At 60.5% G+C, this 13,691-nt stretch carries 15 protein-coding genes; 10 read left to right on the top strand and 5 right to left on the bottom strand.

Annotated elements, in window-relative coordinates; translation table 11 throughout:
• Positions 1-25 precede the first annotated feature (25 nt).
• From KDW95_RS13375 to rpoS, 4 genes are read left to right on the top strand one after another with little or no spacing between them, the layout of a single operon-like run.
• Positions 26-664: a protein-L-isoaspartate(D-aspartate) O-methyltransferase gene (locus KDW95_RS13375; RefSeq protein WP_255856517.1), complete on the top strand. Its 639-nt coding sequence runs from the start codon at positions 26-28 to the stop codon at positions 662-664.
• A 10-nt stretch (positions 665-674) separates the two neighbouring features.
• Complete coding sequence (locus tag KDW95_RS13370; protein ID WP_255852315.1) at positions 675-1,616, top strand: DUF368 domain-containing protein; 942 nt, start codon at positions 675-677, stop codon at positions 1,614-1,616.
• A 17-nt stretch (positions 1,617-1,633) separates the two neighbouring features.
• Positions 1,634-2,476, top strand: coding sequence for a peptidoglycan DD-metalloendopeptidase family protein (locus KDW95_RS13365; protein WP_255852314.1), 843 nt, complete (start codon positions 1,634-1,636; stop codon positions 2,474-2,476).
• Positions 2,477-2,523: 47 nt separating this feature from the next.
• Positions 2,524-3,558: an RNA polymerase sigma factor RpoS gene (gene rpoS, locus KDW95_RS13360; RefSeq protein ID WP_255852313.1), complete on the top strand. Its 1,035-nt coding sequence runs from the start codon at positions 2,524-2,526 to the stop codon at positions 3,556-3,558.
• Between the two features lie 149 nt (positions 3,559-3,707).
• Here rpoS and fdxA read toward each other — a convergent pair whose 3' ends face one another.
• From fdxA to KDW95_RS13340, 4 genes are all read right to left on the bottom strand, one after another.
• Positions 3,708-4,031, bottom strand: a complete 324-nt coding sequence (fdxA, locus tag KDW95_RS13355; protein WP_255852312.1) for a ferredoxin FdxA — start codon at positions 4,029-4,031, stop codon at positions 3,708-3,710.
• Positions 4,032-4,111: 80 nt separating this feature from the next.
• The gene (gene mutS, locus KDW95_RS13350) at positions 4,112-6,694 is read right to left on the bottom strand and encodes a DNA mismatch repair protein MutS (RefSeq protein WP_255852311.1); all 2,583 of its coding nucleotides are present in this window, start codon (positions 6,692-6,694) and stop codon (positions 4,112-4,114) included.
• Positions 6,695-6,999: 305 nt separating this feature from the next.
• Positions 7,000-7,257 carry a hypothetical protein gene (locus KDW95_RS13345; protein ID WP_255852310.1) on the bottom strand — a complete coding sequence of 86 codons (258 nt, stop codon included), beginning with the start codon at positions 7,255-7,257 and terminating at the stop codon, positions 7,000-7,002.
• 122 nt (positions 7,258-7,379) lie between these two features.
• A complete protein-coding gene (locus KDW95_RS13340) occupies positions 7,380-8,177 on the bottom strand; it encodes a DUF547 domain-containing protein (protein WP_255852309.1) in 798 nt (265 codons plus the stop codon).
• Positions 8,178-8,377: 200 nt separating this feature from the next.
• Between KDW95_RS13340 and KDW95_RS13335 the strand changes: the two genes are divergently transcribed.
• The 5 genes from KDW95_RS13335 to KDW95_RS13315 all read left to right on the top strand — a co-directional run bounded on the left by KDW95_RS13335 (position 8,378) and on the right by KDW95_RS13315 (position 12,038).
• Positions 8,378-8,962 (top strand): TetR/AcrR family transcriptional regulator, encoded by a 585-nt coding sequence (locus tag KDW95_RS13335; RefSeq protein ID WP_255852308.1) that lies wholly within the window; start codon positions 8,378-8,380, stop codon positions 8,960-8,962.
• Between the two features lie 141 nt (positions 8,963-9,103).
• Positions 9,104-9,583 (top strand): CinA family protein, encoded by a 480-nt coding sequence (locus KDW95_RS13330; protein WP_255852307.1) that lies wholly within the window; start codon positions 9,104-9,106, stop codon positions 9,581-9,583.
• 138 nt (positions 9,584-9,721) lie between these two features.
• On the top strand, positions 9,722-10,768 hold the full coding sequence (gene recA, locus KDW95_RS13325) for a recombinase RecA (protein WP_255852306.1): 1,047 nt from the start codon (positions 9,722-9,724) through the stop codon (positions 10,766-10,768).
• Between the two features lie 104 nt (positions 10,769-10,872).
• Positions 10,873-11,580: an HAD family hydrolase gene (locus KDW95_RS13320; RefSeq protein ID WP_255852305.1), complete on the top strand. Its 708-nt coding sequence runs from the start codon at positions 10,873-10,875 to the stop codon at positions 11,578-11,580.
• Positions 11,581-11,642: 62 nt separating this feature from the next.
• Positions 11,643-12,038, top strand: a complete 396-nt coding sequence (locus KDW95_RS13315; RefSeq protein WP_255852304.1) for an MAPEG family protein — start codon at positions 11,643-11,645, stop codon at positions 12,036-12,038.
• 1 nt (position 12,039) lies between these two features.
• On the opposite strand, the gene KDW95_RS13310 is transcribed toward KDW95_RS13315, so the two are convergent.
• Positions 12,040-12,507 carry an Lrp/AsnC family transcriptional regulator gene (locus KDW95_RS13310; protein WP_255852303.1) on the bottom strand — a complete coding sequence of 156 codons (468 nt, stop codon included), beginning with the start codon at positions 12,505-12,507 and terminating at the stop codon, positions 12,040-12,042.
• Positions 12,508-12,659: 152 nt separating this feature from the next.
• Between KDW95_RS13310 and KDW95_RS13305 the strand changes: the two genes are divergently transcribed.
• Positions 12,660-13,598, top strand: coding sequence for a DMT family transporter (locus KDW95_RS13305; RefSeq protein ID WP_255852302.1), 939 nt, complete (start codon positions 12,660-12,662; stop codon positions 13,596-13,598).
• Positions 13,599-13,691 lie beyond the last annotated feature (93 nt).

Genomic DNA, 13,691 nt, shown 5'->3' with positions numbered 1-13,691 from the left:
TGATGTAAACCTGCAGGGTATCGGCATGACCTCCAGGCGGACCCGCGAACGCCTGATCCAGCGCCTGCGCGAGCAGGGCATTGCCAACGAGGCGGTGCTGGATGTTATTCGGGACACGCCGCGGCACATTTTTATCGATGAAGCCCTGGCGCACCGTGCTTATGAAGATACGGCGCTGCCCATTGGTTTCAACCAGACGATTTCCCAGCCCTATATAGTGGCGCGCATGACCGAGCTGCTGCTCGAGGATGGTCCCTGTGAAAAGGTGCTGGAAGTGGGCACGGGTTCGGGCTACCAGACGGCGGTGCTGGCGCCGCTGGTGGGGCATGTTTACAGCCTGGAGCGGATCCGGCCCTTGCAGGAAAAAGCCCGCAAGCGCATGAGCCTGCTGAAACTGCACAATGCCCAGCTGCGTCACAGTGACGGCGGCATGGGCTGGCCGGCCCAGGCGCCTTTCGATGGCATTCTGGTTACGGCGGCGCCGGAAAGCGTTCCCGATGAGCTGCTTGCGCAGCTGGCTGTCGGTGGCCGGCTGGTTATTCCGGTCGGGGGGAGTGGCGGGCAGAAGCTAAAACGCATCCGCCGCACCGGCGAGACCCAGTTTGAAACTCAGGAATTGCTGGCGGTGAAATTCGTTCCCCTGGTAAGTGGCACTATTCGTTAAGGAAGCAAGCATGAAGCAGTCGCGTAATGGGTTCCAATACCTGTTGCTGGCCGTAAAGGGAATGTTGATGGGAGCGGCTGATGCCGTTCCGGGTGTATCCGGCGGGACCATCGCCTTCATTACCGGTATTTACGAAGAACTTATCCACTCACTGCGCAGCTTTGACATTGCGGCGTTGCGCCTGCTGTTCACCCAGGGGCCGATGGCGGCCTGGCGGCATGTAAACGGCACCTTTTTGCTGGTGCTGCTCGGCGGTATTCTGCTGAGTCTGCTGAGCCTGTCGCACCTGGTGTTGTTCCTGCTGGAGACCCAGGCACCGTTGCTCTGGTCCTTCTTCTTTGGCCTGATCGTCGCATCGATGTGGAGCCTGTGCCGCACGGTGCCCGAGTGGCACAGCAGCGTACTGGTGGCTTTTGCGACAGGCGCCGTTGTCGCCTATGCCATTACCCAGGTGACGCCTTCCGCGCTTGAGGCCACTTCACTGTTCGTGTTTTTCAGCGGCATGATCGCGATCTGCGCCATGATCTTGCCGGGCATTTCCGGCAGTTTCATTCTGCTGCTACTGGGGATGTATACCCCCATCATGCTGGCCATTCAGGGGCTGGAGTTCGCCACGCTGGGGCTGTTTGGCGCCGGTTGCGCCCTTGGCCTGCTGGCGTTTTCCCGCGTGCTGGACTGGGCCTTTTGCCATCACCGGGCGACCACCCTGGCGTTGCTGGGGGGCTTTATGCTGGGGTCACTGGGCAAGGTATGGCCCTGGAAATATACCACGGCCTATGCAATCAACCGCCACGGCGGTGAAGTGCCGCTGGTGCAGGAAAATGTCATGCCCGACAGCTTCCGCATGCTGACCGGGCAGGATCCGTCGCTGGCTGCTGCGCTGGGCCTGATGCTGCTGGGCGTCGTGCTGGTGGTGCTGATGGATCGAATTGGCCGGGCAAACCGGCTGTGAGCGGGTAGGAGCTGACCGTGGCGCAGGGGGTGGTAAAGCGCGTTCTTGTTCTGATTGTCCTGTTCGGGCTTGCGGCCTGTAGCGGCGGCTATGCGCCGGTGGCAGAGCGTTCCATCAATAGTAGCAACGGCAATAGCAACAGCCGCCCTTTGCCGGAGTCCGGTACCTATACGGTGCGCAAGGGGGATACCCTCTATTCCATCGCCTGGCGCTACAGCCTGGATTACCGGGAGCTGGCCCGCCTCAACAATATCGATTCCCGTTATCTCATCTATGTTGGGCAGACGCTGCGTTTGCAGACAAAGCCTACGGCTGTCACCAAAACGTCACCGGTGAGGCCTGGTCTGCCCCTGGTCGTCAAGCCTCTGGCGGGCAAGGACGTCGGCGCCGGCACGACCGCGGGCAACAGCAGCACAGCCCCCGCGTCCGTTAAACCGCCTGAGCCGACCCTGAGCGTGAAAGCACCGATAAAGCCGCCAGCGGTGCCTTCAGATCGCCTGACATGGCGCTGGCCGGCACAGGGCCCGCTGCTGAACGGCTTTTCGAGCACCGCAACCAAGGGCATCAATATCGCCGGCAAGGCGGGTGACCCGGTGGTTGCCGCGGGATCCGGACGGGTGGTCTATGCCGGCGATGGTTTGCGTGGCTACGGCATTCTGGTGATCATAAATCACAATCAGGAGTTCCTGAGTGCCTATGCGCATAACAGTCGCGTATTCGTCAAAGAAAATGATATGGTTAATGGCGGTGACAAAATAGCCGAGGTAGGTAGCAGCGGAGCTGCCAGGGATATGCTCCATTTTGAAATACGACGGGATGGACAGCCCGTAGATCCGTTGCGTTATCTGCCCAAGCGTTAATACATAATAAGAAACATCAGTGCCTGTCCGGCAGTGGGGTTGGGTGTATGGAAAACGTTAATAACAAGGATTATGACGTGCCTGAAGACGTTTTTGAGCGGGGTTTTGAAAGCGACGATTCCAGCGACGACGACGCGGATACCAATGACACCCAGGTGTCGGCGGATAGCGGTGACGACAAGGAACCCGAATTTCTGAACAGTGGGCGCGGGCGTGGAAGTCTCGCACACAAGGACCTGATGAATGCCAAGTCGCTGGATGCGACTCAGCTGTATCTCAATGAAATCGGCTTCTCGCCACTTTTGACGGCGGAGGAAGAGGTCTACTTTTCCCGTCTTGCGCTCAAGGGGTGTGAAAAATCCCGCAAGCGCATGATCGAAAGTAACCTGCGGCTGGTGGTCAAGATCGCCCGGCGTTATCTGAACCGTGGCCTCTCCTTGCTGGATCTGATTGAGGAAGGCAACCTAGGGCTGATCCGGGCGGTGGAAAAGTTCGATCCCGAGCGCGGCTTCCGCTTTTCGACCTATGCGACCTGGTGGATTCGTCAGACCATCGAGCGCGCCATCATGAACCAGACGCGTACCATCCGTCTGCCCATTCATGTGGTCAAGGAGCTCAATGTTTATCTGCGGGTGGCACGGGAGCTCGCCCAGAAGCTGGATCACGAGCCCTCGGCGGAGGAAATTGCCGCCAAGGTCGACAAGCCGGTCGAAACCGTGGAACGGATGCTTGGCCTCAACGAGCGCATCAGCTCCGTCGATATCCCGGTAGGTAAGGATTACGACAAGTCCTTGCTCGATACCATTCCCGACCAGGAAAACTCGGACCCTGCGAGCCTGCTGCAGAGCACCAATATCAGCGGCAACCTCGAGAAGTGGCTCAATGCACTGCCCGACAAGCATGCGGAAGTGCTGTCGCGTCGCTTCGGCCTGCGCGGCTACGAAATGAGTACGCTGGAAGAGGTGGGTAGCGAAATTGGTCTGACCCGCGAACGCGTGCGGCAGATACAGGTCGAGGCGCTGCGCAAGCTGCGCGAGATCGTCGAGAAGAACGGCCTGACCGGTGAGGACCTGCTGAAATAAGGGGCAAGGTCCAAGGTCCAAGGTTGAAGGGGCAAGGGGCAAGGGGCAAGAGCCAGGCTTCAGGCGGAAAGCGCCGGGGCATAAAAAAGCGGGAAATGAACTCAGTTTCATTCCCGCTTTTTTGCGTCTGAAACCAGGCCTGGATGCGGTTAGCGCTCCAGCAGTTTCAGCTTGTCGGGCTTGCCGTTCCAGTCATCGGCATCGTCCGGTGCCGCTTTCTTGAGCGATATGTTGGGCCAGATTTCCGCCAGATCCGCGTTCAGCTCCACATAGACCTGCTGCTCATCGCTGAGGTCGTCATCCTGCAGAATCGCATCGGCGGGGCATTCGGGCTCGCACAGCCCGCAGTCGATGCACTCATCCGGATGTATCACCAGAAAGTTGGGGCCTTCGTAAAAGCAGTCGACGGGGCAGACCTCGACGCAGTCGGTGTATTTGCACTTGATACAGTTCTCGGTTACGACAAAAGTCATGCTTCGACCTCCCGTGGCTGATGGGTCTGATGGTGGCTGACAGTATAGATCACCCCCTGCGCCCGGCATCGGGGGTGGGTTCAGGCGCCGGCGAGGGTCCTGAGCTGGTAGAGCATTTCCAGGGCCTCGCGCGGGCTGAGGTCGTCCGGATTCAGGGTCTGCAGGCGCTCGACAGCGGGGTTGGGTGCTGGCGCTGCGAACATGTCGTTCTGAACCGGGGCGTTCTTGTGGGTCTGGCGCTGCTGCAGCTGGTGTGAGTCCTTTTCCAGGCTGATCAGGGTATTGCGTGCCTGTGCAATCACCTTGCGCGGGATGCCCGCCAGCTGCGCCACCTGCAGGCCGTAACTCTGGCTGGCCGGGCCTTCGCGCACCTCGTGCATGAAGACGATATGGTCGTTGTGTTCCACCGCGGTCAGGTGCACGTTGAACACCCCGGCAGACTGTTCCGGCATGCTGGTGAGTTCGAAGTAGTGGGTCGCAAACAGCGTCAGGGCCTTGACTTCGCCGGCCAGGTGGCGCGCGCAGGCCCAGGCCAGCGAGAGGCCATCGAAGGTGCTGGTGCCCCGGCCCACTTCGTCCATCAGCACCAGGCTCTGGTGTGTGGCATTGTGTAGAATGTTGGCCGTTTCGGTCATCTCGACCATAAAGGTGGAGCGCCCGCCCGCCAGGTCATCCGAGGAGCCCATGCGGGTAAAGATGCGATCGACGATGCCGATGCGCGCCGATACCGCCGGCACATAGCTGCCGATATGGGCCAGTAGCGTGATCAGTGCAGCCTGGCGCATATAGGTGGATTTACCGCCCATGTTGGGGCCGGTGATGATCAGCATGCGGCGTTCGGGATTCAGCTGCAGGTCGTTGGCGACGAAAGGATCGTCCATTACCGCTTCCACCACCGGGTGGCGGCCACCTTCAATGTGCAGACCCGGCTCTTCCACCAGTTGCGGCGCGCAGAAGTTCAGGCTCAGGGCACGCTCGGCCAGGTTGGTCAGTACATCGAGTTCGGCAATGGCGGCGGCCGAGTCCTGCAGCGGGGCCAGCTGTGCGGCCAGGGTTTCGATCAATTCCTCGTAAAGTCCCTTTTCCCGCGCCAGCGCACGGCTCTTGGCGCTCAGGGCCTTGTCCTCGAACTCTTTGAGCTCCGGGGTGATAAAGCGTTCGGCGTTTTTCAGGGTCTGGCGGCGGATATAGTCCACCGGCACATCCTTGGCCTGGGCCTTGGACGTTTCGATAAAGTAGCCGTGTACCCGGTTGTAGCCGACCTTGAGCGTGCTGATACCGGTGGCTTCCCGCTCCCGGGTCTCGATCTGTACCAGGTAGTCGCCGGCGTTCTCGCTGATGGCACGCAGTTCATCCAGCTCGCTGTCGTAGCCTTCGGCGATGACGCCGCCGTCACGGATCACCACCGGAGGGTTGTCGATGATGGCACCTTGCAGCAGCTCGGCCAGCTGCGGGAATTCGCTGATCTGCAGCCCCAGCTCCGTGATGTGGACACAGTCGTCGGTGCGGATTTGCTGTTGCAGGCCCGGCAGCATGGCCAGGGCGTGCTTGAGCCGCTCCAGGTCCCGCGGGCGGGCCGAGCGCAGGGCGATGCGTGACAGGATGCGTTCGATATCGCCAATCTGCTTGAGCTGCGGGCCTATATCCTCGTAACGGTAATCCTGTTGCAACCACTGGATGGATTGCTGGCGCGCCAGCAGGGTGTTGCGACAGCGCAGCGGACGATTCAGCCAGCGTCGCAGCATGCGGCTGCCCATGGGGGTGCGAGCCTGATCCATAACCGCCGCCAGGGTGTTCTCGCGTCCGCCCGCCAGGTTCAGGTCGATCTCGAGATTGCGCCTTGTGGCGGCGTCCAGCAGCACGCTGTCGTTTTGCTGCTCCACCTGGATACGACGGATATGGGGCAGGGCACCGCGCTGGGTGTCGCGGGCGTATTGCAGCAGGCAGCCCGCGGCGGCCAGGGCGACCGGCAGGTGGTCGCAGCCGAAGCCGGACAGGTCATGGGTGTTGAACTGCTGGCACAGCAGGCGCTCGGCCGTATCCAGTTCAAAATTCCACGCAGCCTGGGGGCGCTGGCCGGGGCGCTTTTCCAGCAGGGTCGCCAGCGGGCTCTCTTCGTTATACAGCACCTCGGCGGGCTTGAGGCGCTCGAGCTCCGCCTGCAGGCTGTTGTCATCGCCGACCTGCATCAGGCTGAAGCGTCCCGCGCTCATGTCCAGAATTGCAAGGCCAATCTCGGATTCGCGCTGCTCCAGCGCCACGATCAGGTTATCCCGGTGCTCGTCCAGCAGCGATTCGTCGGTCAGGGTGCCTGGGGTGACGATGCGCATGACCTTGCGCTCCACCGGCCCCTTGGTGGTGGCCGGGTCCCCGACCTGTTCGCAGATGGCCACCGACTCGCCGGCCCGCACGATCTTGGCGATATAGCCGTCGGCGGCGTGGAACGGAATACCCGCCATGGGAATTGGATTGCCGCCGGACTTGCCCCGGGCGGTCAGGGAAATGCCCAGCAACTCCGATGCTTTGCGGGCATCATCGTGGAACAGCTCGTAAAAATCGCCCATACGGTAAAACAGCAGCTGGTCGGGATGATCGGCCTTCAGGCGAAGGTACTGCTGCATCATGGGTGTGTGCTGATCGAGATTGCCGGGCTGAATGCTCATGGGGATAGTCGTGGCCTGGGTTGAACCCTCAGGCATGGCCTGAGTTGCTGGAAGAACGATGGGTCACGCATTTTACGTGATTCGGCGCCTGATTCGAAGCGCACCCGGGATTCAGTTATCGGGTGCGTGCGCAGGCGTGTCTTTGACCGGTGGGTGTCGTGCCTGGCTTTGCTTGCACCTGGCGATGCGTCGAGGACGCCGGACTTCGGGCTCCGTGATCAAGAGTGCTATCGATACACCTGGCGGATCGATAGCACCCTCCAGAATATAGGCAGGGGATTGGGGCAATGTTGCCATTGCGGGCGTTATTGCTGGGGCGGCTCGCTTTTCTGCAGCCGGCGCACCACCGAGGACTGGCTTATCTTCAAATGCGCGGCTGCGGCCCTGGTATTGCCGAAACGCTCCACCGCTTCGCGCACCAGCTTGTGTTCAAAACGTGCGGTGAGTGTTTTCAGGTCCGAGTCTGCTTCCTGTCCCTGGGTGTCGACAGCCCGCAAGGTTGCCGGCAGGGAGTCGGTGCGGATAAGTGTATCGGGGGCTGTGACGACCAGGCGTTCAATCATGTTCTGCAGTTCCCGTACGTTGCCAGGCCAGTCGTAGAAACATCCTCTGCAGGATATGGCGTGCGCGCAGGCGGGGCTGGATCATTTTTACAAGGGTACCAGCCTGCCAGGCTAAAAGATGCTCAGCGCTGAATATCGTTCAGGTTCCAGTCGTAGTCCAGAAAGTCGATATCGGTGTTACCTGCGCGCAGGTGCTGAAGCTGGGTTTCGTTCAAGCCCAGTGCATCGGCATAGAGTGTCAGGAATTGCTCCAGGGATTCAGCACCACGCCAGCCGGCGCTAAAGTCTTCTGCGTACCATTTGAAGATGGACGACAGCTCTAGTCGCTGTCCTGTGCTGCGGTTGCGACTCCTGTCCTGTAAAAACAGCCGTGTCTGCTGTTCCAGTTGCTGCTCTAGCGCGCTGCCACTGTAGGCTTCGGCTCTGAGCGCAGGGCAACCGATGCTGGCGCAGTTGACGGCAAAGTGAATGCGCGGGTCCCGATAGCGGCGGGAGCCGCGAATAAGGTCGTGCTCAATGTTGTCCAGCGACCGCTGCTCGCCGAGTAAGGGCACAAAGGCCTTTTTCCAGGGCGACTGAAACAGACTGCCCAGTTCCTTGATCGACGCCAGGTCGGGATAGGCACCGAGTATCAGTTCGACCGTCCAGGCGTTGTAGGCATTGATCAGAAAGGCCAGCTGATCATCTTTGGTCCAGGCGTCAAACTGTGGTTGCTGCACATCCGACAGGCGTGCCAGGTAAGCAGAAAGCTGTGGCCGCTGCTGTGTCACGGCCGTGTAGTCGAGCTGCGTGGCGCGCCCGTTCTGCAGTTCGAGCACATGGGTTTTGAGCAGCCGATCCCAGTCACTGTGATCGAAACTGGCGGCGCTGTACTGCGTCGTAAACAGGCTCAGGAGCAATAAAAACAGCGCTTTGTACATGGTGTTTTCCTGTTGCTGGATAGGCGCATGGATCTGTCGGCCCGGTGCGGCGACAGTGAATTTTAAAAGGTGAGCGCCGAGGTTAAGTCAATGCAGTGCCCGCTCGCGGGTTTTCCACTGCGCAGTACCGCAGTGCCGATTTTGCAGCGCTGCAAACACTCGAGATATACTGATCGCCTATTCGATTGCGGGTGATGCAAATGGTTCATATCGCCAAATTTGATCGTGACACTGTGGTCAGAAGCGCCATGGCGCTTTTCTGGCAGAAGGGCTTTGGCGGTACTTCGACACGGGATCTGCAGCAGGCGGTCAACATGCATCCCGGCAGTATCTATGCCGCGTTCGGCAACAAGGCCGGGCTCTACCGGGAAGCGCTGGACTGCTATGCCGCCACGATGGCTGGCGAGTTACTGGCGCAGGTTGAGCGACAGGGCTCCTTTGTTGCCGGCTTCAAGGCTTTTGTGCGCCAGGCACTGTTCGATGCTTCGCAGGCGGCCAGCGCTGAAACCTGCATGCTGGTCAAGGCGCGCATGGAGCTCGATGGCAAGCAGGATGAGCTGTATGAGCATGCCGGGCTTCACCTGCAGCGCCTGGAGCAGCTGTTTACCCGCCTGCTGGAAGACGACCGCCAGCGTGGCACGCTGATTGAAAGCACGCCTGTGGTCGAACTGGCGCGTTATCTGCAGATTCAGTTTATGGGCCTGCGCAGTTACCGCGCCTGTGGCGGTGGGGATGCCGCGATTGAAAAGGTAATCGAGCGCCTCTTTACAGGCTACGAGGCCTGATACCTGTCGTGCAACCAGTCCCCGGTTCAGCTTGCCACTTTCGATTCTGCCTGCTGTTTGCGTGGTCGCGGATTGCCGCGTCAGTTATCGAAGGGGATAATCGGGCCTCGGTTTCCTGACGGGTTTATTGGAGTGACGCTGATGCAGCACTGGGTAGAACAGATCGCAACGCGCGCGCTGGCGCGCAACTGGGTGCTGGTCACGGCGGAGTCCTGCACCGGCGGCTGGGTGGCGCAGGAGCTGACGGCACTGGCCGGCAGTTCCGGCTGGTTTGATGGCGGTTTCGTGACCTACTCCAATGCTGCCAAATCCCGCATGCTCGGCGTCTCGGGGGAACTGATCGAGCGGGACGGGGCCGTCAGCGAGGCAGTGGTACGGGCCATGGCGGAAGGGGCGCGGAGCCAGAGCGGCGCGCAGCTTGCCGTCTCTATCAGTGGTATCGCGGGGCCCGGTGGCGGCACAGAGCTCAAGCCCGTGGGTACGGTCTGGTTCGGCTGGGCCTGCGAGGGCAGGGGCACCGAGGCGCAGTGCCACCGGCTGGCGGGTGACCGGGCGACGGTGCGGCGCCAGGCGGTGGAAATTGCCCTGCAAGGCCTGTTGAGCCAGCTGGAAAAGGATTAACTGACATCAGCTGCAGGCAGTATAAAAAGCACTCAAAGTGGTTGCATTCCGAAAGCGTTCTGGAATAATACTGTCCAAACATACAGTATCCAGTCAGGCATTCGGGGACTGTATTCGACTAAGCGCAAGGGGTGGAAAATGGACGCGAACAGAAAGAAAGCGCTCGACGCGGCACTGGGTCAGATTGAACGTCAGTTCGGCAAGGGTGCGGTCATGCGCATGGGCGATCAGCCGCGCGAAGCCATTCCTGCCGTGTCCACCGGCTCCCTGGGGCTGGACATTGCACTGGGCATTGGTGGACTGCCCTACGGGCGTATCATTGAGATCTACGGCCCGGAGTCTTCCGGTAAAACCACCCTGACTTTGCAGTCGATTGCCCAGGCACAGCGTCAGGGCAAGACCTGTGCCTTTATCGATGCCGAGCACGCACTGGACCCAATCTACGCCGAAAAACTGGGCGTGGATGTCGATAATCTGCTGATGTCTCAACCGGATACCGGTGAGCAGGCGCTGGAAATTGCCGACATGCTGGTGCGTTCAGCTGCTGTCGACATGATCGTAATTGACTCGGTGGCGGCACTTACCCCCAAGGCTGAAATCGAAGGCGAAATGGGTGATTCCCACGTTGGCCTGCAGGCACGTCTGATGTCCCAGGCACTGCGCAAGCTGACCGGCAACATCAAGAACACCAACTGCATGATGATCTTCATCAACCAGATCCGCATGAAGATCGGGGTCATGTTCGGCTCGCCGGAAACCACCACCGGTGGTAATGCGCTGAAATTCTATGCCTCCGTACGTCTGGATATCCGTCGTATTGGTGCGGTGAAGCAGGGTGACGAGGTGGTCGGCAACGAAACCCGCGTCAAGGTCGTCAAGAACAAGGTGGCGCCGCCGTTCCGCCAGGCCGAGTTCCAGATTCTTTACGGTCAGGGCATCTACCGCATGGGCGAGGTGATTGACCTGGGCGTGCAGCAGGGGCTGGTGGACAAGGCCGGTGCCTGGTATGCCTACAAGGGCGACAAGATCGGCCAGGGCAAGGCCAATGCGGCCAAGTATCTCGAAGAGCACAGCGAGATCGCGACGGAAATCGAAACTGCCATTCGCGAAAAACTGCTGGTCAAACCCAAGCCCAAGGCTGAAGCTCAAGAACCCGCCAGCGAAACAGAAGACCTGAAATTCTGATTCTGGTCCTCCCCGCATGTTAAAGGCGATATTGTAAAGGCTCCCCCGTGGAGCCTTTTTTATGGGTGCGCCAGGCAGCAACCTGTCCTTCGCGAGTATTACAGATGGCAGCTATGGAAATGAACGACTCGGTTACGGTGCGTGCAATACCGGTGCCGGCTGAGTTGCAGGCGGTTTTTTTTGATTTTGACGATGCACTGGCGCAATCGCTGGATATCAAGGCTGAGGCCTTCATGTCCCTCTTCGCTGACCGGGACGCGCTGTTGCAACGCCAGATACTGGATTTCTTCCTGCATCACACGGGACGGGCGCGCAGCACCAAGCTGCGTCATGTCTATGCCGAATTTCTGAATGAGCCGCTCAGTGATGCGGCACTGACATCCCTGTGCCAGCAGTTTGCCGAGCGCAGTATGGCAGCGGTGATTGCCTCGCCTGAAGTTACCGGTGCAGATTCCCTGCTGCGCGTGCTCAAGGCTCGCGACGTGCCGCTGTTTGTGGTGTCCGGTACGCCTGAAACCGAGCTGGTGCAGGTGATCAGGGCCCGCGGCATGGCGGGCTATTTTGCCGGGGTACGGGGAACGCCGGTGGACAAAGAGGTCAATATTGCCGAACTGCTCGATGCCCATCAGCTGGATGCTTCCCGCTGTCTGATGGTCGGTGACGGGCGAGTTGACTGCATCGCCGCCGAGCACAACGGCATGCCTTTTGTGGGCGTGGTCAAGGGCGCCAATCCGTTTGCAGAGGGCATCCCGGTGGTGGCTGACCTGGCCGAACTGCAACAGCTGCTTTTGGGGAATTCGCAACCCGACTGATACAAACGCTGGCGTTGAGCGTACAGGCACACATAGTTGCAGTTAGCGAGGAACGCCCCATCATGCCTGTGATTCTATACGTACTTTTTATCCTTTGTGTCGTACCTGTCGTACTGGCCGGGGTGGAAAACTATTACCGTGTGCGCCAGTTTGAGCGCTTTGACAATCACAACCCGCGCCAGCAGAAAGCCCGGCTTGAGGGAGTGGGTGCCCGTGTGAGCGCGGCTCAGGCCAACGCCTGGGAAGCGCTGATGATTTTCAGTGCCACCTGCTTCATTGCCTACGCAGGCGGCGCCGACCTGAACGCGCTGGGGCTGGCGGCGCTGCTGTTCCTGGGCTGCAGGATTGCCCATGCCCTGTGCTATATCGCCGACCTTGCAGGATTGCGCTCGCTGGCCTTTGGTGGCGCCATGCTGTGCTCGTTTTACATCGTGTTTCAGGCCGCAGCCACCGCTTAGGCTACAGCGGCAGGGGAGCCTGGGACTTCACTTCACGTAGCGCGAAGTTGCTTTCGATTTCCCGCACCATGCGCAGCGCCTGCACCTGGCGCACCCATTGGTCGTAATCGGGCAGATCGCTGACCACGACTTCCAGCAGGTAATCCGCCGAGCCCGATACCGTATGGGCGCTGATGACCGGCGCCATGCCCAGCAGTGCCTCTTCAAAGCCCGCCACCGACTCGATGCCGTGATCCTGCAGTTTGACCTGCACGAACACGGTCATGCCAAGGCCGATGGCCTGGCGATTGAGCTGCAGACGATAGCCCTGGATCACGTCGCTGCTTTCGAGACGGCGCAGACGTCGCAGGCAGGGCGAGGGTGACAGGGCGACGGCGTCGGCGATATCGGCGTTGCTGAGACGGCCGTCACGCTGCAGGGCGCGCAGTATCTTGCGGTCGATGGTATCCAGCTCAGGCTTTGCAGGCATTTTGGCTCCTGTTGGCTGTTACTGCCAATATTTTGAATTTACACGCAATAATTCTCCAAAATTTACCGCCCATACAAGTGAAGTGGCAAGATTCGTTTTCTGCGTTTGCCGGATAATGTGTCATCAGTTTATCCGGCACAGGGCAGGCAAAGATGGATCAATATCGCGGCGAAACGGTGGTGAATGCGACGGGGCTGGCGGCCATGGCGGTGACCTTGCTGATCTGGGTCGGCTTTCTGTTGTCCCTGCGCGCCCAGAGCCAGTCGCCGCTGACGCCTACGGATCTGGCGCTGTTGCGTTTTGGCTTGCCGGCGCTCTGTTTTATGCCCTGGCTGCTTCGGCACCGCGCGGGCATTGGCCGGATTCGCCCGGGTCACGGCCTGATGCTGCTGCTCGGTGGCCTGCCTTTCTTTTATCTTCTTTCCTGGGGCAGCAGCCTGGCGCCGGTGGCCCATGCCGGCGCCCTGGTGCCGGGCACGGCACCGCTCTTTGTAACCGGGCTGGCGGTGCTGCTGTTCGGCGAGCCGTTGCCGCGCCGACGCTTGCTGGGGCTGCTGGTGATTCTGGGCGGCGTACTGCTGTTGCTGGGCAACGGTCTGCTGGAGACGCACAGCGGTTACTGGCGCGGCCATCTGGCGTTCCTCGGTGCCAGCCTGTTATGGGCGTTTTATACCCTGGGTCTGCGTGTGCTGGGGATTGGCGCCCTGCCGGCCACGGCGCTGCTGTGCAGCCTGTCCTCCCTGGGACTGTTGTTGTTGATGGGGCTTGGGCTGGTGGAATCGACGTTGCTGTCCGTGCGCTGGGCCGAACTCTGGCCCTACCTGCTGACCCAGGGGCTGGGTGCCGGCATTGTCGGCGGTTTCAGCTACGGTGTCGCGATCCGGCAGCTGGGGGCTGAAAAAACGGCGGCCCTGGGCTCCTTTACACCGGCGCTGGCCGCGCTGGCCGCCATCCCGGTTCTGGGGGAGACGCTGCCGGTGTCGACGCTGGGGGGCGTCAGCCTGATCATGCTGGGGGTCTTGCTGGCCAGCGGCGTTCTGGCGCGGCGCCAGGCCGCTGTGCTGCCGGGTAGCGCCGGCGTCAGCTCCTGACCCGGCGGCTCAACAGCTAGTCCCTGTCCCTTTTCCCTTGCTACTGCTCCTTGCCCGTTCGCAAGCTGTCTGTTTGCCGCAAAAGTCTGCTTC

It is taken from the genome of Marinobacterium rhizophilum (genome assembly GCF_024397915.1).
Lineage (GTDB): Bacteria > Pseudomonadota > Gammaproteobacteria > Pseudomonadales > Balneatricaceae > Marinobacterium_A > Marinobacterium_A rhizophilum_A.
This window is presented reverse-complemented; position numbering and strand designations above follow the sequence as displayed.